The sequence below is a fragment of the Brochothrix campestris genome (assembly GCF_046058945.1).
Classification (GTDB): domain Bacteria; phylum Bacillota; class Bacilli; order Lactobacillales; family Listeriaceae; genus Brochothrix; species Brochothrix campestris.
On record NZ_CP175511.1, the window covers coordinates 1,430,717 to 1,449,133 of the forward strand.

The 18,417-nt window shown below is 41.5% G+C and carries 17 protein-coding genes; 1 reads left to right on the forward strand and 16 read right to left on the reverse strand.

Features of this window, described 5'->3' with window-relative positions; genetic code table 11:
- Positions 1–5: 5 nt before the first annotated feature.
- Genes ACJYYY_RS06995 through ACJYYY_RS07030 form a run of 8 tightly spaced genes read right to left on the reverse strand, consistent with a single transcriptional unit; the run spans position 6 to position 6,674 of the window.
- Positions 6–1,106: a DgaE family pyridoxal phosphate-dependent ammonia lyase gene (locus ACJYYY_RS06995; RefSeq protein WP_035312880.1), complete on the reverse strand. Its 1,101-nt coding sequence runs from the start codon at positions 1,104–1,106 to the stop codon at positions 6–8.
- A complete protein-coding gene (locus ACJYYY_RS07000) occupies positions 1,090–2,205 on the reverse strand; it encodes an amidohydrolase/deacetylase family metallohydrolase (protein WP_035312882.1) in 1,116 nt (371 codons plus the stop codon). The genes ACJYYY_RS06995 and ACJYYY_RS07000 overlap by 17 nt, the downstream gene beginning before the upstream one ends.
- 19 nt (positions 2,206–2,224) lie before the next feature.
- Positions 2,225–2,875: a DUF4310 family protein gene (locus ACJYYY_RS07005; RefSeq protein WP_051456767.1), complete on the reverse strand. Its 651-nt coding sequence runs from the start codon at positions 2,873–2,875 to the stop codon at positions 2,225–2,227.
- Positions 2,876–2,893: 18 nt separating this feature from the next.
- On the reverse strand, positions 2,894–3,676 hold the full coding sequence (locus tag ACJYYY_RS07010; RefSeq protein ID WP_035312885.1) for a DUF4311 domain-containing protein: 783 nt from the start codon (positions 3,674–3,676) through the stop codon (positions 2,894–2,896).
- Between the two features lie 39 nt (positions 3,677–3,715).
- Positions 3,716–4,081, reverse strand: coding sequence for a DUF4312 family protein (locus ACJYYY_RS07015; protein WP_408868757.1), 366 nt, complete (start codon positions 4,079–4,081; stop codon positions 3,716–3,718).
- A 15-nt stretch (positions 4,082–4,096) separates the two neighbouring features.
- Positions 4,097–4,453 carry a glycine-rich SFCGS family protein gene (locus tag ACJYYY_RS07020; RefSeq protein ID WP_035312889.1) on the reverse strand — a complete coding sequence of 119 codons (357 nt, stop codon included), beginning with the start codon at positions 4,451–4,453 and terminating at the stop codon, positions 4,097–4,099.
- 21 nt (positions 4,454–4,474) lie between these two features.
- On the reverse strand, positions 4,475–4,807 hold the full coding sequence (locus ACJYYY_RS07025; RefSeq protein ID WP_408868758.1) for a PRD domain-containing protein: 333 nt from the start codon (positions 4,805–4,807) through the stop codon (positions 4,475–4,477).
- On the reverse strand, positions 4,773–6,674 hold the full coding sequence (locus tag ACJYYY_RS07030) for a BglG family transcription antiterminator (protein WP_408868759.1): 1,902 nt from the start codon (positions 6,672–6,674) through the stop codon (positions 4,773–4,775). The genes ACJYYY_RS07025 and ACJYYY_RS07030 overlap by 35 nt, the downstream gene beginning before the upstream one ends.
- A 441-nt stretch (positions 6,675–7,115) precedes the next feature.
- Here ACJYYY_RS07030 and ACJYYY_RS07035 point away from each other — a divergent pair, with 441 nt between their 5' ends.
- Positions 7,116–7,283 (forward strand): hypothetical protein, encoded by a 168-nt coding sequence (locus ACJYYY_RS07035; protein ID WP_408868760.1) that lies wholly within the window; start codon positions 7,116–7,118, stop codon positions 7,281–7,283.
- Positions 7,284–7,342: 59 nt separating this feature from the next.
- Here the strand turns inward: ACJYYY_RS07035 and ACJYYY_RS07040 are convergent, their stop codons facing one another.
- From ACJYYY_RS07040 to ACJYYY_RS07075, 8 genes are all read right to left on the reverse strand, one after another.
- A complete protein-coding gene (locus ACJYYY_RS07040; RefSeq protein ID WP_035314694.1) occupies positions 7,343–7,582 on the reverse strand; it encodes a hypothetical protein in 240 nt (79 codons plus the stop codon).
- Between the two features lie 126 nt (positions 7,583–7,708).
- Positions 7,709–8,026 carry a hypothetical protein gene (locus ACJYYY_RS07045; RefSeq protein ID WP_035314692.1) on the reverse strand — a complete coding sequence of 106 codons (318 nt, stop codon included), beginning with the start codon at positions 8,024–8,026 and terminating at the stop codon, positions 7,709–7,711.
- A 102-nt stretch (positions 8,027–8,128) separates the two neighbouring features.
- Positions 8,129–10,720, reverse strand: a complete 2,592-nt coding sequence (locus ACJYYY_RS07050; protein WP_035314690.1) for a BspA family leucine-rich repeat surface protein — start codon at positions 10,718–10,720, stop codon at positions 8,129–8,131.
- A 550-nt stretch (positions 10,721–11,270) separates the two neighbouring features.
- Positions 11,271–13,838: a bacterial Ig-like domain-containing protein gene (locus ACJYYY_RS07055; RefSeq protein WP_408868761.1), complete on the reverse strand. Its 2,568-nt coding sequence runs from the start codon at positions 13,836–13,838 to the stop codon at positions 11,271–11,273.
- 18 nt (positions 13,839–13,856) lie between these two features.
- Positions 13,857–14,390: a hypothetical protein gene (locus tag ACJYYY_RS07060; protein ID WP_035314684.1), complete on the reverse strand. Its 534-nt coding sequence runs from the start codon at positions 14,388–14,390 to the stop codon at positions 13,857–13,859.
- A 125-nt stretch (positions 14,391–14,515) separates the two neighbouring features.
- Positions 14,516–14,860 carry a hypothetical protein gene (locus ACJYYY_RS07065; protein ID WP_035314682.1) on the reverse strand — a complete coding sequence of 115 codons (345 nt, stop codon included), beginning with the start codon at positions 14,858–14,860 and terminating at the stop codon, positions 14,516–14,518.
- 29 nt (positions 14,861–14,889) lie between these two features.
- A complete protein-coding gene (locus ACJYYY_RS07070; protein WP_051456941.1) occupies positions 14,890–15,522 on the reverse strand; it encodes a hypothetical protein in 633 nt (210 codons plus the stop codon).
- Positions 15,523–15,761: 239 nt separating this feature from the next.
- Positions 15,762–18,338, reverse strand: a complete 2,577-nt coding sequence (locus ACJYYY_RS07075) for a bacterial Ig-like domain-containing protein (protein WP_051456940.1) — start codon at positions 18,336–18,338, stop codon at positions 15,762–15,764.
- Positions 18,339–18,417: the final 79 nt, after the last annotated feature.

Genomic DNA, 18,417 nt, shown 5'->3' on the forward strand with positions numbered 1-18,417 from the left:
CTCAATTAGTGTAATAGTTCTGTTAACCGTGCCACAATTTGTTCCATCTCCACGGCTGTGACCGCTCGAATATCAAACTCAATAATGCCGATATTGGCGCGGTATTCACGGGTGTATATCGCGGTCTTGCCTGCCTTCAAGCCGGCAATGACAGCGATGGCTGAGGCTGGTTCACTGATGGTGACTTCGGCACGATAAATATCACGGCCAGCACCGTCTTGCACACTTTTTGCACTGACGTGGTTGATTGCATTTAAGTTCACAATAAACGGCGCCAAGCGTGCTTGCATCGACGTTCCGGTTTCGCTGCCGTTTGTTTGATACACTTCAATTGCCCGCGTCAAACCTAAAATATTTTCTTTTCCGACCTTCATCGCCCGACCAATCCCTTTGTTTTGGAGCCTTACCCAAGCGATTAAGTCGGCGTCTCCGATAACTAAACCTGACGTTGGCCCTTCAATCGCTTTGCCCCCACTATAAATGACGAGGTTGGCGCCTTGCTCATAATACGTCTGCAAATCTTCTTCGGCAGCGGCGTCTACGATTAACGGCAGTTGATGTGCCTGTGCAACCGCAGCTGCTTCTGCTACGCTCAGCATGCTTTTTTGGACGGTATGGTGACTTTTAATGTATAAAATCGCGGCTGTTGCTGGTGTAATCATCATTGCTAAATGCTCGGCTGAGCACATATTCGCATAGCCTGCCTCAACAACACGACCTCCACCCAGTTCTACCATCACCTCAACCGGAGTGCCGTAATCGACATTATGCCCCTTTGGTAGTATGATCTCGCGTTGGCTTACCGTTGTCGTATTTGGATGGTAGGCATGCAATTGACTGCCTTGCCCGATAACGCCGGCCACACTTTGGGCAATTCCTGCAGAAGCGCTCGCTACGACCAATGCCGCCGGAACATTGAGCAATGACGCAATGTAACGCCCTGTTTTAACGACTAAGTCGCTCATTTCAAAAAAGTGAGTGCCGCCAAATTGTTGCGCTGCTAACACTTCATCGGCAACTTTGGATACACCTAAAATCGTCATTTTTCCCGAGGCATTAATGACCTCTTTTAAGCCATAAGTGTCATAACTATTCGTTGCTGTCACACTGATACACGCTCCCTCCGACAATTGTTTGTGTTGGCTGTATTAAAGTAGTAGTTGTACGAGTGTTACCGTTCGAGTCGGTTAACACCTTGTGTCCATCCACCAATTTGAAGATTGTTAAATCGGCATCGTATCCAACTGCGAGTTGTCCTTTGTTGTGTAGCTTAAAGACCGCAGCCGGATTGGCGGTAACCATCGGAATGATTTCGGCCAACGAATAGCCCAGCACGAGCATCTTTTCGAGTGTCGTTGCCATATCGTAAACCGGGCCAACTTCACGGTTACGGTGATAAATATCGGTACTGATGGTTTGACAAATAATGCCAGCAGCCTTGGCTGCCTCCGCTACCTTGAAGTTAAAACTATCTGTGCCATGACCGACATCAAAAATAACACCTTTTGCATAAGCCGCACGTACAAAGTCCTTGACTGTACCTTCGGCTGTTAAAATACCATTGGGCTTACCATTGTAGCAATGCGTCATTACATCACCGGCGCTCATATCCGCCAGAACGTCAGCCAACGACGGTGGTGCTGAGCCAACGTGAACCATTAAGGGCAACTGCTGATGTTGTGCTTGAATCGCCTTGGCCATCTCAAGCGGGATAATGCCATTGTTACCGATAACGGTTTTGCTCATTCGTGCCTTAATACCGACAATGAATTGAGGGTAATCCGCTAACGCTTTTGTAATCAAATCGGTTTGAATTTTAGCTAAGTCAGCCAATTCATCTTGTTCCACAATGCCCCATTTTGAAATATTAAGCAGGGCGTAAACATTCGTGTTGGCCGCGGCTGCCAACTCGTAAAAAGCACCAATGTTTTCGGCCCCAGTCGTGCCGGCATCAATCACCGTGGTGACCCCTTTTGGTACCCCGATTTGATCAGGGTAATCATAGTAGAGCGTCATCTTTTCGTAACAGTGCACATGATCGTCAATCCAACCGGCTGAAACATAGGTGTCACCGTCTAGCACAAGCGTTTGCTGTGCTTCAACTGTGCTATTTTTTTCAATCTCGATAATTTGTTTATTATCAATTACAATGTCACTTATTTCGTCCGTTATTAAACGGGCATTCTTAATTAATAAATCATACATGAGTCATCCTCCTTTAGGATTATAATGGAATGGGAAATAATGCACCAAAGGCCATTGCACCTAAAATAGCACCACCAGCAATCGGCTTTTTCCAGATGTAAAAGATTAAAGCACCGATTGTCGCACCAATTCCAATTGGAATTGAAGCTGCACATGCTGATAAGATTAACAACGGTCCAAGGAAGCGTCCGGCTGCGTTTCCTGCCCCCATCATCACATCAGCACCAAAGGTTGAACTTGCACCATTAATTGTTACCTTACGAATTAAAATGATGATACCGCCGATGAGTAAGCCACAAATTGCTCCAGTCAGCAATGCCAATCCGAAGTTAGTGATTGGTTTTTCAATACCCATGCTGAGAAAAATAGCCGGAATGCCGATACCAACACCAGTTAAAATGGAACCGCCTAAGTCTAAAATACCGACAAGTGATCCTTCAAGAATACGTGCGAATAAAAAACTAGCACCAAAGGCAGCAGCAGCACCATAAGAACCGCCATCCATCCCAGCCTTTAGCATGGCGACAATAGACACTTCGTTAAAAGCACCGACACCGTAGATATAATACATATGGGTTCCTGCAAAAACAGCAGCTGCCATAATTCCTACAAAGATTGGAAATGACCAGTCCGCATACCAAAAATTCTTTTTCAATCCTTCTTCTGTCATTCTATCCACCTCTTTCCATTATTTACCAATGTTGAAAACATCGTGCATTCCATTTAACCAATTAGGAATTGTTAATTTGAAACTCTCAATCATTTGCATATCGAATCCTCGGAAAAAACCACTAAAGACAAAGAGCAACACGACTGCAACCATAATTGATTTCGTAATACGTGTCCAGCCAATATCATCAACTCCTTTGCCCACTAAAATACCGAGTACCACACCCGGAACAGCATTTCCCATCACGAGTTGTGATAAGCCACCTAAAATAGTACCCCAGAAACCTGAGCGACGACCTGCATCGATGGCAGCAAGCCAAAAAAGCACTGGCATGACAGTATTGATTAGGATGGTAGCTGCTGGTACTAATACTGCGACTGCTGCGACTTGTAACGAAGATGGTATCGCTGATGCAGTTGTGTTTAAAAACGCAACAAGTACCATCCCGATTAAGCCACCGACCATCCCCATTTTTTTAGGATTGTGCATTGTTTCGGCCACACTTTTATTTTTAACTAGTAATACCGCTGTTGCCCAGTTTGGAATTACACGGTGTGTAACATCTTGCGTAAACGCACCCGCACCAACACTTGATGCCCATGCGTTAAAGAAAAAGCCAAGTCCAAAAGAGAAATGGGATGCTGCATCACCTTCACAGGCATTCATCTCACCTAGCGTTCTGAAGGCACCTAATCCTTGACTAGCTGGTGCATGAAACATTCTTGCTGCCCCGGCAGCTGCTGCAAATCCGAGCAACCCACCAATCAATAAAGACTTCATTAGTACAATTATAATCTCCATTTATGTGTCCACCTATCTTTCTATTTTCATCACATATCCTCATGTTATTTCTTGCTTTTGTTTGCGTTTACGCAAGCTAAAATTTTGATACACATTCTTTTGACGCTCTTTAAATGCAATATTTTCAACGACGATTTTTGTTAGCTCTATTGTTACATTAAGCTTAACTTGATAGGTTACTTTATCACGTTTAAAGAAGAAAAAGAGAAAGCGTTCTGTTTCATGTGTTGCTGTTGCTTCTAACATCTCAATATCTATCGGTTCGATACGAACAATCACATCATTTGATGACTGCAGCATTTTATTGTGAATGCTATTCAGTGCACTCGCAAATGCTTGTTTTTTTTGTGTCCCTGATCCTGTTACCGTAATTACTTCGGTTGTTTTTTGTTTCACATTAGCCATCTCTTTTTTCCTCTCTTAGTTACCTTTTAATTTTGAATAAGCTTCAACAATACGTTGGCCTAATTCTTCTGAATCCATAAAACCAAAGCCTAAAACAGTATTGCCGTCATTAATCGCTGTAATCCCTTCTTCAACTGAACGCATGCCATGTCTCTCTTTATAGCCGTATTTTGTTGCTGCTGTAATCGCACCGGCACCACCACTACCGCAAAAGGAAAAGCCGATATCTGCTTTTTCTGTTTGCATGACATCACCAAGACGCATATCTGCTCCCATACCTGGAACTACTACTGCACGACCACCCGCGGCCTCAACACCCTTTGCAACATTTTGTCCTTTTCCTAATCGATCTGCAATAACTACTGTAATCATTTTAATTTCCTCCTCTAATTTTTAGTTTTGTGCTGCCGTTTCAAAATGAATCGATAATAAATAGAGCTCGTCCTTGGCTAATTGACCAATCGTTTCGACCACTTGCTCTGCTAAATTAAGTGAACGTTGCGATACCTCAGTGAATAAATTAGCATCAACTGGCATCACTGCTTCACCATTTTCAGCTCGAGTAATCATTGCTTCCAGATGATTCACTAAAATAACAATTTGAAGTTCTGACATCTTAAGTTCTGCCTTTTCAAGTTCATTGAGGGTATATTCCACAATTTTTTGCGTTTGTAGACGGTAGTCACTCTGATTAATTACCATCTGTGCTTCTTTGGGAATTATCATTAATTTCCTCCTTCAGTGTTACATACTGTAATAAGGCAATTATTTCAGCCCGATTGATGACTAACTTATTAGCTGCCATAATCTGTTCGATTTTCATTACATCTGTTTTATGTTTCATTAAGATAGCTACTTCCTCAAAGCCAGCATTTTCATATTGTGACTCAAACTGAATGCGATGCACCATCATCATCACATGTAATAGAAACGATTCTTCATAACCAACTTGTATCCGTGCTGTAAAATAGTTCTTCAGTTCATTCTGAACAATGAAAGCTGCTAATAATAAGTCTCGGCTAATATCTTCTACCCCGTTTTTATTAGCAATTTGTTTTCTGACCACCAGTTTTGGTGGTTTTTTCTGATTTAATCGACCTGATAATATTTCAGTTACCTTCAGTTTTATATTTTCAATATCCCTCGGTGTTGGCAAGGGATGTACTTTGACAAAAGTACTTTCAATTTTATCTAATGGAAAGATACTTATAACTAAATCTGGCTGTGTATCTCTAATCACTTTTTGCGCTTTTAAGACTGAGGCAAAACTAATCAGTTCAATATTTGGGACTTCTTCCATCACTTTTTGTTGTATTAAATTTGTTACACCTAATCCCGTCGAACAAATATAGACGACGGTAACAGTATCGTTACGCGGCTTTATTTTTTCGTAAGCTACTAAAAAATGAAGTGCAATATAGGAAATGAAAGAATCATTCACAAAGATTGTCGCGTCATCTATTTGCCGTTCTGAAACCACCTTAATATGTCTGAAAAGTTTGGCGTATTTTGATTTTATATCATCAACAAATGGATTGTATTCGTTGACGAAAACATGTTTTTTATGGAGTCGTAACGACAAATGGGCGAATAAATTGTTAAATAGCTGCTTATCCTTATTAAAGGGTAACTGTTCTTTTTCGCTAACCTCATCAATTAATGCCGTGGTCAGTTCTGCAATATTTTCATCTTTTTTGGAAGTTAAAACATCGCTGAAAATATAAATGTATTCATCTTCCAAAAAGGGAAACTGATAGTGGTAAAAAACTTTTTTCATTAACAGAAATGGCAGTTCAGCTTTTATTTCATGCATTGTTTGTTGTGAAAGAATACGGTAACTGTTAATCGTACGGTTGTTTTTCAACCGGATGGTTGCAATACAAACTCGTAAGATAATGGCTAGTAGCTCACTATAATTGAATTTATCAAGCATTTCCTTATCCATAAGTTTAGCGATGGCCTGGAGGGTTTCATTGAAAACCGCTGCCATCTTGGGAGGCATGCCATACGTATTTGTCGGGTTACTATCTTCTTGATTAACAACAATTTGCATTAAATAATAAACATCATAATCAGTTAAGCTTTTTTGAATAACAGCCTCCATCAAATGGCGAACATTTGCTTCGTCACCGACTAACTTAAACCCATAATGATTTTTTCGGTCGAGTGTTACTGCATATTTTAAAAGTAAAAAATCCATTTTATCTAAATCGGCAATAATGGTATTGCGTGATACTTTTAAGGCTTCTGCCATCTCATTTGATGTTAGCGGTGTATCTGCTAACGATAACCATAAAATCAAGCGATAAATTCGATTTGTTTGATCAGGATATAGATCGTTGCGTTCAACATGAAGCAGTTCATTTTTTATAGCTAATTTGGTGGATTCCGACCATTCAATCCAGATTCCTTTATTACGTCTCGTTCGAATTGTAAGCTCTTTCATTTTTAACCATGTCCGAAGATTATCTAAATCATATTTAATGCTGCGCACACTTCGATTGAACTGTTCTGCTAATGATGCAGTTGTCACGGGCGCGGCCGTATCAATCAAAGTTAACATTATATTGATTTCTCGTTTTGAAAGTTGCATTTTTGCACCTCTATTGTTTTAGTGATATCACTCTACTTCCAATATAGGACACCACTTGCATTAATACAATACTATTTAATTGCACTTATTATCGTGCAAATAGGTGTATCACATCGAGTTGCCTTGCATTTATGAAAGATAATCGACGGACTAAGTTTCTTTTTTTTGTTGTTCTTTTGCTGAAAATCTTTATATGACGCTATTTCTCTTTCACAATTTTCTTTTCTTACAGGATAACTTTCACTGCACTTTTCACAATATTTCCATACTATTTTTTACGATTATCTCAACTATTTCAATGTTTTTCAAAATATGACATTTCAGATACTTTTTTTGAGACCTTCACTCCCTTTCAAAACGTTATCATAACTGATATTTATTTATTCTCTCTGAATATGTTATATTAATGATAGTTATCTCTTTTAGAAAGCAGGTTGAGTCATGGTTAAAATCACATTGATCGGTAGTATTCTTACCGGCGCTTTTTTACTGTACAATCATTTTTTTAGTTTCGGCTTTGCTGTTCCTGGCTTACTCGTAAACTTTATTGCACTGTTATTCTTTTTATGTGTGTATTTATTACTACTCTGGACAAAAAAATCAGACTAAAAAGGCAGCGACGCGTTGGCGTCACTGCCTTTTTTTCTAATATGTTGCTTTTATTCGCTTTAATGCATAAAGATGCTCATCACAATGAGGCTAAACGACAAGGCAAACAACACCATAAACGGTTTGTTTTTACGTTCATAGCTATCCATGATGGCCGCAATGAAAGCCACGAGCAAAAAGATTTGTATCCAAACCGGAAACCCCAATCCTCTTTTCTCATTTAAGAATGAAACAATCATTGAAATATAAATTAATGCTGAAGCGAGTAACGCAGTATACGGAAACATCTTATTATCCATCTAAAATCCTCCTTGGTACATTACTGCTAATATACCATAACTCACGTGTGATTTATATCGCAAACAAGCTTATTTCAATATTTTATAAACGTCGCGTGATACGACTGCTCTTTTTTCGTAACCGACCTAATTTTTGCTCATCACTGCCATAATATACGGTTCATCCGCATAAACAATCGCGACATCATGGGCGATTTTCATCGAAAAGCATGTCATAATGCGTTGATTGTCGTAATTTGCATGTTGCAAATAGCTCGTTGCGCGTCCGTCTTGACGCTGAATCACTTCCATCACTTTAGCGTTGTCGTTGGCATTTACAAGGTTCCATTTCATCCCCGTTCGATCAAACACCTTGTTGATGTTCTGTTTCATTACCGGACTGTATTGTTTTTTTCTTCTTTGAGTCATTCTGATACTGTGACAAGCTCTTTCGACATAGGGCATTGATTCCCCCCCTTCTTGTTGTTCTTCTTAAACGAGCAAAAGCCCCCCTCTAGCTGAGGAAGGCTTTTGCTTGATACATTCTTTGGTAAGCTGATTTCACTTTTAATCTCTCATCACATTAAATTTCAATATCATTTTATCCTTTATTTCGGTTTTTACACCTTGTTTCGCAGAACCGAAGTAGTTACCACCAAAGGTTAATGTCAGCTGGTCAGTCGGGTTAAGGGTGGCAATCGAAACATTGGTGGTCGCCTCTGTCAGTGATGAAATAACTTCTGTCCCATCCGCTTTCAAAGCAAGTCTGAGGCTATTGCTCTCAACCTGCGGGTCTGGTTCGTCTGCCCCTAACAGGGTCAATCCATTCGTTTCGACCGCATCAAAGGCACTCACTGCCACATTAATAGCTATTTTTGGTGAGTTATTGATAATGTGGTAAGGATTTGACGCGATTGTTTTTGCAAGTCCTTCATTTTCAGTATTAGCAAACAACATCGCGGTCGGAATCGTCACGTTGATATCGGCAACGGGATCTTTCACCGTCACTTCGGTATGACATTCGACCATCTTACCGTTATGATCACGAATACCATAGGTGACTTGATAGCTCCCAGCGACGGTCGTATCAATCGGCTTGCCATTTTCTGTCCAACTCATATCACTCGTATATGAGAGTGTTTCGCCGTCTGCATTCGTTGCACTAATAAAACCGGCAGCAGGATTATATTCTTCTCCGAGATACACATCAATCGATTGTGCCTCAATGGCAGTCTCATCATTTTTGACTCTAACAACTGCATCCGGTTTGTCGCTCTCTAAAATATCACCATTGGCTTTTTGCAATTGAATGCGAACGGTATGCTCACCAGTTTTACTCGTATCGATTGTACGACTTTCGATGTCGTCAATAAAATAATGGTCGACTTTATCAGCTAAAATCGCCTTACCATCTTTATCAACGACCTGTTTAAAGGGGGCATTGGCATCAAAGGTATCACCGATAAATAAGCGAACATCTTGTAACGCAGCTGTTGTTTGATCTGGCAATACAGTTACTGTGTACTCTGATACGACTGTTTCAGCATTTTTAAATTCGTATGTTAATGTTTGGTGGTATTCGCCTGGGGTATTTGGATCGACCGTATCGCCACCTAAGGTGAGGGCCGGATTATCAAGTGTTAGCGGTTGCCCGAGGTGATCTGTACCCTTTATAAAGTTAGCGGTTGCGTCAAACGCTTGGCCTTGATACAAGCTACTGTCTGTTGTTTCAATTACGGGTGTTATAAAGGCCGCATAACGATAAATAATTGGTTTGGTGAAAATCGTAAAGTGACCCGTTGCATTCTCGGGTACGCCTTCAAAGGTGTAGCCTGGTATATCTAATTGGTATTCAGGTGTCGATACATCGTAATTCGCACTCAAACTACCTCGAATTGTTTTTTCTTCACTGATTGGTTGGTGGTTTTCATCAACGTACTTCACTTTAGCTTCATAAGCATTTTTCATTCGGTAGTAATGCCCCGCTGTTCGATCTGTTTGACCTAACAGCTCTTCTCGACTATAAATTTCTGTGATGTTATCACCATTTACCCACTTGCCATTATATGTGATAACATCCGCCTGGAGAGGTATCTCAGCCTTAAAACTTGATTGACTACCGGCCGGAAGTTGAATGCTGTCAAGGCGATCATTCTCTTTGAAGATATCGATCGTATTCGCATTATCTGCACGTACCCCCTGCCAATTAGAACAATCGACTGTATCAAGTTTGCGACATCTCTCAAACATACCTATAAATGCGGTCGCCTTAGAGATGTCAAAGTTGGCTAAATTAAGACTTTCAATAGCGGTATCTGCAAAAAACATATACGAGAAATCGGTCGCCTTCGATGTATTGAAGGTTGATAAATCCATTGATTTTAATCGTTCACACCCATTGAACATGTACGAAAAATCTTGCACTGAATGTGTGTCCCACGATGATAGATCCAGCTCTGTTAACTTACGACACGTGCTAAACATGCCTTTCATGCTTTTCACGCTCGACATATCGATGTATTCGAGTCCCTCAATCGCAGTTAGCTGCGTTAAACCTGCAAATAAGTCATTTAAATACAAGTTTTTGTCATACGATGTATCATAATGGATTGGGCCTCTAATCGTGATTTTTTTAACATCTTTATGTTTGAACCAAGGCGTTTGGTTGGCAAAGATATAAAGAACACTTCCACCAAAGACTTCGATCTCTTGCGTCTCGATATAATAACGGTAGGTTGTGTAACCCCAATAGCCTTCCGTGTAACTCCTCGTTTTGCCATCCTCGCCGACTTCTGTTTTCACCTCAGTCGAGGTTGAAGCTTCACTACTAGGTTCAGTTATTGTTTCTAACGTTTCGGTTGGCTCGTTTAGCGCCTGAGTTGATTCACTGGTGCGACTCTCACTCGGTGCGTTTTCTGTTATCGTTGGGTCACTCGTAGTTGTATCGGGGGCTGACGCTGCCCTTTGACTTTCTTCAATCATAGTGGCAGACGTTGCCTCCGTTTGATTGACTTCAGTCACAAATGGGCTCACGGTTGTCTCCGTATCATTTATTGTTGTCCTTTCTGCCGCTTCTGTTATGGTCGTCATAACAGAAAACAGTGGTAAACTGAGGTTGATTATAAGTGTTATTAGTGTCACAATTGTCCACTTTTTCATTCTGCTATTCTCCTTTTTTAGTCATCTTTTGATGTCCGTTTCATTATGATGTTGTGAGACAGTGCCTTAACTAGGTTATCATCTGTTGTTTTACACCGTTTGCTTAACTAGGACGACTGCTAAAACGCAAACTTAGTGTGTTTACTCTTTAATTGCTGTCATCGAAATCGATCGTATGCGTTAATCACCCCATTTGTTCTATTGAATGATTATTAAAAGTTGATGTGACACTTATTAATAACTTAAGTTTAATTTAACATGTCTTCTTGTCGATATCTTTTTCATTTTTTCGCGCTCATGGTTGTTAATTAACTAAAATAAAAGTGCTTGCCCGCAAAAAAAGCCACAGCTAATGTGTGACTCTAAAAGAGATGCAAAACATGGCTTTAGTAGGTCTGACTTATACAGTTCCAGCAGGTTGATTTCACTTTTATTTTTCCAGTTCAATCAGCTAATTTCTGTGATATTTCAGTGGAAAAGTATCGACGGAAAATAGTCGATGACCTTTTCACTTCCAATATCTTCGAAATTGAACGCGCTGATTTCACTTTTATTCTCTAATCAAATTGAATTTCAGTACCATTTCTTGGCTGATGGTTGTTTTGACGCCTTCTTGGGTTGAACCAAAATAGTCGCCGTCAAATGCAATTGTGAGTGTTTCTTCCGGCTTGATTGTTCCAATCGAAACGTTCTTAGTTGTTTCATTTAAGGATTGAATGACCGCGCTACCTTCAGCCTTTAAATTCAACCGCAGGCTGTTACTCTCTGCCATCGGGTCTTCGTCATCAGTTTTCAAGAAGCTAAGTCCGTTCGTTTCTTCGAAGTTGAAGGCGGCGAGTTCGACATTGACGCCTTTTTCGAAGGAATTATTTGTAATTTGATAGTCACGTGATTCGATTTGCTTAGCGACACCATTATTTTCGGTGTTAGCAAACAACATCGCCGTCGGAATCGTCACATCAATCTCATCGGCTGGGTCTTTAACAATGACTTCAGTTATTGTTTTAACGATATCTCCATTGTGATTAGGTAAACCATAAATAACAACATAATCACCTGCAACAGATGTATCAATCATTGCGTTATTAGCAACCCAACTCATCTCACTACTAAATGGGAGCGATTCACCATCGGCATTGGTGGCACTCACAAAACCATCGGCTGGATCATAGTTATCTCCCACATATAACGTTACTTTTTTTGCTACGATGCTCGTTTTATCTTCGTGGACACGCACAACCGCATCTGGTTTCGCACTATCGATAATCGCACCATTCGCTTTTTTTAATTGAACACGCACAGTATGTTCCCCCGGTTTATTGGTGTTTAATTTTTTTGTTTCAACACCATCAATAAAATATTTATAGACGTCTTGTGCGTTAATCGCTTGACCATCTTGATCGACCACTTTTTTTAGTGGAGCATTGGCATCGAATTTATCATCGACATACAGTTTAACGTCTTGTAAGTTGGCTGCTGTTTGATCGGCTTTAACGGTGACGGTATAAGATGACGTGACCGTTTCAGCCTTCTCAAATTTATAGGTCAGGGTTTTATGATAGACACCTGGTGTTTGTGTATCAACGGTATCGCCGCCCACGGTGAGCCCCGGGTTATTCCATGCTAATGCGTTACCGAGATGATCGGTGCCTTTAACGAAGTTAACCTTGGCATCATACGTTTGTCCTGCATACATCACACTGTCGTTTGTTTCGACCACAGGTGTAACGAATTTGCGATAAATATAATCGACTGATTTGACACTATTATCAAGTATCCCTGTCGTGTTCTTAGGAATACCCACCAACGTATAGCCCGGTAGCGTTAACTGATACTCAGGTGTTGTTGCGTCATACGGATCGTGATAATAACCGAGTATTGTTTGACTCGAACGAATACTATGGTCATTTTCATCCGTATAAGTGACTCTCACACCATATAATTGTTTATTAGCAACATACACACCGGCCTCGCGCGTGTGACTTCCTAACAACTGAGTTCTTGAATAGACTAAAGTTGGCTTAGCAGTACTCGAATATTTACCCGTGTATACTTCATTCGGAGCAATAAACGGTAAATCGGCATTGATTTCCAATTGCTCGCCACTCGGAAGGCTAATACTGTTTAAATTTTTGAGACTCGAAAACATCTTATCAACAAAAATCGTCTTCGGAAAAACACCCTTCCAGTTTGAGATGTCAAGATCAGTCAACAGGTCACAGTGATTGAACATGTTTTGAAATTGACTCCCTAATGAAATATCAAAGTTGGCAATTTGAAGGTCCGCTAGCTCCAAGCAACCGTTGAACATATCATTAAAAAAGCTAACATTTTGCGTATCCCATGAGGATAAATCTAATTTTTTGAGATGATAGCAGTTTTTGAACATTTCATTCATCGCTGTCACATTTGACATATCAAAGTACTGTAGCCCATTAATTGTAGTGACATCTTGCAAATCCTTAAAAAAACCTGTTAGTAAACGATTTAAAATACTCGTTTTATCATACGTCAACGGTCCGTTAAAGGTGATTTTTTTAACATCATGGTGACCCAACCATGGCACTGCTTGAGGATGCATGCTCGGAACATAACCGGCATCGATAACGAGTTCCCTTGTATCAAAGTAGTAAGTGAACCTCGTACCACCACTACCGTATCCGCCCCAATTGCCATTAGCATATGACCCCTCCTTTGGGTTTTTTTCAGCTGTCGGTATTGTTCTAGCAACGAATGGTGCTTCTTCATTCGTTTCAGCTGCATTTATGTCCGGTTTAGCAGAAACGGTTTGCGGTCGTGTTGCCTCGTTTTCACTCGACTCACTCGCAGTGGTTGTTTCACTGCTAGTACTAGACTCAGTCGTACTGTCAAGCGACGATGCTGTTTCGGTCGTATCAGCAAGCTGCTGCGAATCTGGTCGATTGCTAGATGCCATATCACTTTCAAGTCGTTTTGTGGTTGTTTCTTCGATTGCTGATAAATCTGTAACTAAGGAACTGACCGCCTCGGTTGTCCCATTCGTTGCGATTGAACGAGCTGTTGCAGTTTCGACAGCTAAAAGCGGTAAGCTACTGTTAATAATAAGAACAGCTAGTGTCACAATCGGCCACTTTTTCATTGAATTCCCTCCCTCTGCTTATTTTTTAATACTCAAACTGACACCTGCTTGGGCACTTCCCTGCTTTTCCTTCGTTTTCGGGTCGAAAATATCGACTTCGGCTGTCGCCTCGTATTCACCTTTCGTTACTTTCTCATCGAGCGGTACGTTTTTCACTTCATAGCCCGGCTGAATCGCTCCAGACTCATAAACGACTAATCCACTCGCATCGAGGCGAATTTTCACATTGATGGGATAGGCATTGCTGGCATCGTTGCGGATTTGTAACGAACCTGCTTTCGCCGATCCTTCAGAATAAACCGCTTCGGGGTAAATGCTTAAGGTGAAATTCGATGCATCAACCTTTGCCGAGGCTGCGGCCTTTTTTTGCGCTTTCGTAGCATCTTTATTAGCGGGTAAAAAATCACCGGCAATTATTTCGACATTGTCGGCATCCTTTAATAATTGATACATTGTAATGCTCACGGCGATTAGTAAAACAAGTCCGATAATGCTCACTATTTTCAATCGTTTTTTACGGTTGCGTACCTGTTCATCGATTAGTTCAGTCATTATTAGCTCCTTCTTTAGTGGTTTCATTCATTGTTTTGTTTGTCTTCGTTATAATCAAAAGGATGTAAGCCCATAGGTGTGTGCTATGGACTTACACGTTGTATGAGTCTAATTAACGCATGGCTTTAACACTGTGTTTCACCAAATGTTTGTCGTTCTTTCACTACCAACCACACAAGTGCGCTTGCTACAACAATGAAGCCACTGAGAAAGACATATAATGAGTAAACAAGCCCGGTTTTTGGAAGTGTGCCGGTTGGTTTGATGGTCGTATGCACGGTCAACTCATCGGTTTTTTGTGGCGTTCCCTGATGACCAGCAAGCTGTGGGGGCGCTTTAGCTGGTGAGCCAATCACGCCACTAATTTGCACCGTTTGATTGGCCGATGTTTGACTCGCCGCGACTGAACATATCGGTGAGAAAGCATAGCCTACGAGTAATAAAAGCAGCACTCGTTTCCAAATTTTCATGGCTTAGCTCCTTTCTCTGCTTTGTCGGCCTATGACTGCGGCACTGTGTTACCGTTTAAATCAAGCGACTGGAATTTCAAGACCATGTTATACTCGACTTTTTGACTTTGTTGCTCGGCATCAATTGTCGGTAAGAGTGACGTATCAACATCACCAGTGAATTTGAAGTTGAAGTAATCTTTTGTATCACCTTGTGCAGCTGCTAAGTCAGCTAATGTCACGTTGGTTGGTTCTTCTCCCCCAATTAAATCAACTGCTGGAATTTGTTGACCGTTACCCGCTGGTGCTAAAGTTAATTTAGTTAACGCTTCATGGCCTGAAGTTGTATCAAATGATGTGAGTGATACTTTAACGCCACGACCTGAGTTGTTCATTACTTGGTAGTTCGAAGGTGACGTGATTGTTTTGTTGTCAGTTGTTTCATCAGAGTTGAAAACTACGGCAGTCGGTAGGGTAACATTAATCCACTTATCGCTTCCCTCTGGTAACGTTTCACCTGGATCCGTGTTATCACTGTTACCGAGTAATCCTTTTGTTTGAATCGATGCGGCGTTCTCACCAACAACATCTTGCCCTTCGTAGGCAAAAACTGATGTTCCTGCTCCAACTACCATTGTTCCTACTAAAACTGCGGCTGCACATGCTTGTAAACCTTTTTTCATTCATTACGCCTTCTTCCTCTTATTTTTTGTTGGTTATTAAAAAGGTTTGTCGTCCTCTTAACAACTTAACGTAAGAATAACATCTGCTTGATCAAACTGTCTTTTATGTTTTTTCCTTAGAACGACGTGGATTTGACAAAAAAAAGAAGCCTCTGCAGAAAAAAACCAGCCACGGCTAAGTGACTGGTTCGAGCGTGTCGCTATAGTTACCTTATCTTACTGGTTGTTTACTGTGGTGCTTAACTTTTTTTCCGACGTGACACTACATACAATGCCAGTGCTGTCGCAAACATCCCCATTGCAAGTGGCGCAGTTGATGCTGCATCACCTGTTTTCGGTAATTTCTTCTTGCTATCGCTCGGCTTGTTCTGGCCGCCATTTGGTCCTTTCGGTGGTGTCGGTGTTGGTCCTGGCTCTGGTTGTGGCTCTGATTCGCCCGCTTCTTCTATCACAGTGACAGTAATTGTTTTTTGCAGTCCGGTTGGGCTCTCATATGTGATTGGATACGCACCGACTACCGCTGAATCCACTGCCCCACTTACGTTAATGTCTGCAAAGGCAATTGCTTTGCCCTCGCTGTCAGTCGCGTAATCAAAGTTATCCATAGCCTGCCATTCATCACCAACAACAAGCGTGCTATCGTGTGCCTCTAATGATGCTAGATTCACTTCACCGCTGGCAAACACGGTCACAAACACCGTCCGAGTTAAGCCCGCTGGCGAGGTGAAGATCAGTTTATTTGAGCCGATCTTCGTCGTGTCGACACTGCCTTCCACATCGATTTGATCCAACGTTAAGACACTGCCGTCTTTAGCGGTAGCTGATACAAAGTTATCAGCTAAATCCCACTCATCACCGACAAATAAGAAGGTATTTTGCACATTCAATGACGACCGGTTCTTTTTAACGGTAATTGTAGCTGTTTCGCTCAATTCACCAATCGTATACGTAACCGTATATACCCCTTTTTCAAGTGAGTTAACCGTCCCATCTACTTTAATGTCTGTCATCGGAATGACTTCACCCTCTTTATCGAGGGCAGTTACAATGTTATCTACCGGCAACCACACATCACCCGTATAAATAACACTGTCTTTTACCTCAAATTTAAACGCATCGACTTTGACAGTGACAATAATCGTCAACTTAATGCCATCAGGTGTAATATACGTGATTGGGTAGTCACCAACCTTGGTCGTGTCGACTGTCCCTTGCACTGATATATGTGGCCACGTAATTGCTTCACCCTCTTTATTCGTTGCCGATACAAAATTATCTTCTGCCTGCCATTTATCGCCGACATAGACGATGCTATTATTTGCTTCGATACTAGCTTTGTTAGCAATGACAGTGATGGATGCAATCGCTGTTTCACCAGTTGCTGTCGCGTAGGTTACTTTGTAGAGCCCTTCTTTGGTGAGGTCAACTTCACCTGTCACCGTCACTTTTTCAAAAGCAATTACATTGCCATCTTTATCGGTAGCCGACACAAAGTTATCAGCTGCTTCCCACTTATCACCCACGTAAAGGCTACTATCTTTGACAACGAGCGTGGCTTGGTTAACGACCACTGTGACCGTAATCGTTGCCGTTTGACCGTCAGGCGCCGTGTAGGTTACTTGGTAGCTTCCTTCTTTGGCTGTATCGACGGTTCCTTCAACTTTAATGCTTGCGAAGGCAATCTCTTTACCATCCTTATCAAACGCCTTCACAAAGTTATCCTCTGCCTGCCACTTATCGCCCAAGTAGAGCGTGCTGTCTTTTAATTCAAAGACAGATTCATCAGCTTTGACAGTAACAGTAATTGTAATGCTCACATTATCAGCTGTGATATATTTTATGCTATATTCTCCCGCTTTCGTCGTATCAACAGTGCCTTCAATTGAGATTTGTTCGAATGGAATCACTTTGCCATCCTTATCGGTTGCACCAATAAAATTATCGGCCGGTTCCCATTTATCTCCAATATAAAGGACGCTGTTTTTAGCATCGATTAATGCCTGACTTTGAACAACGGTAATGGTTGCAATTGCTTCAATGCCACCATAGTGATAGGTCACTTTATAGCTGCCGGCTTTATCGGTCGACACATAGCCAGTGACTGTTAAATCGGCAAGCGTTAATGCGTTGCCTTCTTCATTAATAGCAGAGACAAAACTGTCAGCTGCCTCCCATTTATCACCGGTATGCAAGGTGATATCCTTTACGAAAATGGCTGTTTGGTTAGCGACATAATAATAAACAATCGTCTGTGCTGTCGCTGTATATTTTCCTGTTACTGCCAAACCGTCTTGTTTCACGCCATCGACTTCAACCTCTTTGGCTAGATAGTTGGCAATTGCAGCGGCGGTTACTGAAAATGGATCGCCGATTTTAGCATTCTCATCAGCAATGACTTTGTCCGCCTCTAACACTTTGCCACTGCCACTCTCTTTATATTGCACGGTAATTTTACCGACCGCTTCTGCACTCGTTTGTTTCACTGCTTGGTCTGGTTGACTGACCTGTGGTTGTTCATTTGCAACACTTGCTTCTATGGTTGACTCCGTTACCTCGGGCTCTTCAATGATATCCACTGGCGCTGGCTCAGATTCACTCGCTTCGATGACTGGTTCATGAGGCTGTGCTGGCTCTTCACCCACGCTTTCGGGCGCCGCTTCTTCCTCAATCACCTCATCATTACTCGTTGGCTGCTGTTCACTCGTCGCTGGCTCTTCACGCGTCTCGGCTTTGACCGGTGCACTGAATGGTGCCATCACTAATGAAATGAACAACGTTACTACCACTAACCATTTAAAGCTACGTCCTGTTTCCACAAAATTCCCCCCTCAATATCGTATTAACCTGATTGTTGGTCTTACGGTAGAGCTGAGTGCTGTGTCGACCACCTGGGCA

What these genes read in the sequence shown, in the direction of transcription:
- ACJYYY_RS07000 (WP_035312882.1), bottom strand. Translation starts at nt 2,205, where the DNA reads ATGTATGATTTATTAATTAAGAATGCCCGTTTAATAACGGACGAAATA.
- ACJYYY_RS07005 (WP_051456767.1), bottom strand. Translation starts at nt 2,875, where the DNA reads ATGACAGAAGAAGGATTGAAAAAGAATTTTTGGTATGCGGACTGGTCA.
- ACJYYY_RS07010 (WP_035312885.1), bottom strand. Translation starts at nt 3,676, where the DNA reads ATGGAGATTATAATTGTACTAATGAAGTCTTTATTGATTGGTGGGTTG.
- ACJYYY_RS07015 (WP_408868757.1), bottom strand. Translation starts at nt 4,081, where the DNA reads ATGGCTAATGTGAAACAAAAAACAACCGAAGTAATTACGGTAACAGGA.
- ACJYYY_RS07020 (WP_035312889.1), bottom strand. Translation starts at nt 4,453, where the DNA reads ATGATTACAGTAGTTATTGCAGATCGATTAGGAAAAGGACAAAATGTT.
- ACJYYY_RS07025 (WP_408868758.1), bottom strand. Translation starts at nt 4,807, where the DNA reads ATGATAATTCCCAAAGAAGCACAGATGGTAATTAATCAGAGTGACTAC.
- ACJYYY_RS07030 (WP_408868759.1), bottom strand. Translation starts at nt 6,674, where the DNA reads ATGCAACTTTCAAAACGAGAAATCAATATAATGTTAACTTTGATTGAT.
- ACJYYY_RS07035 (WP_408868760.1), top strand. Translation starts at nt 7,116, where the DNA reads ATGGTTAAAATCACATTGATCGGTAGTATTCTTACCGGCGCTTTTTTA.
- ACJYYY_RS07040 (WP_035314694.1), bottom strand. Translation starts at nt 7,582, where the DNA reads ATGGATAATAAGATGTTTCCGTATACTGCGTTACTCGCTTCAGCATTA.
- ACJYYY_RS07045 (WP_035314692.1), bottom strand. Translation starts at nt 8,026, where the DNA reads ATGCCCTATGTCGAAAGAGCTTGTCACAGTATCAGAATGACTCAAAGA.
- ACJYYY_RS07050 (WP_035314690.1), bottom strand. Translation starts at nt 10,720, where the DNA reads ATGAAAAAGTGGACAATTGTGACACTAATAACACTTATAATCAACCTC.
- ACJYYY_RS07055 (WP_408868761.1), bottom strand. Translation starts at nt 13,838, where the DNA reads ATGAAAAAGTGGCCGATTGTGACACTAGCTGTTCTTATTATTAACAGT.
- ACJYYY_RS07060 (WP_035314684.1), bottom strand. Translation starts at nt 14,390, where the DNA reads ATGACTGAACTAATCGATGAACAGGTACGCAACCGTAAAAAACGATTG.
- ACJYYY_RS07065 (WP_035314682.1), bottom strand. Translation starts at nt 14,860, where the DNA reads ATGAAAATTTGGAAACGAGTGCTGCTTTTATTACTCGTAGGCTATGCT.
- ACJYYY_RS07070 (WP_051456941.1), bottom strand. Translation starts at nt 15,522, where the DNA reads ATGAAAAAAGGTTTACAAGCATGTGCAGCCGCAGTTTTAGTAGGAACA.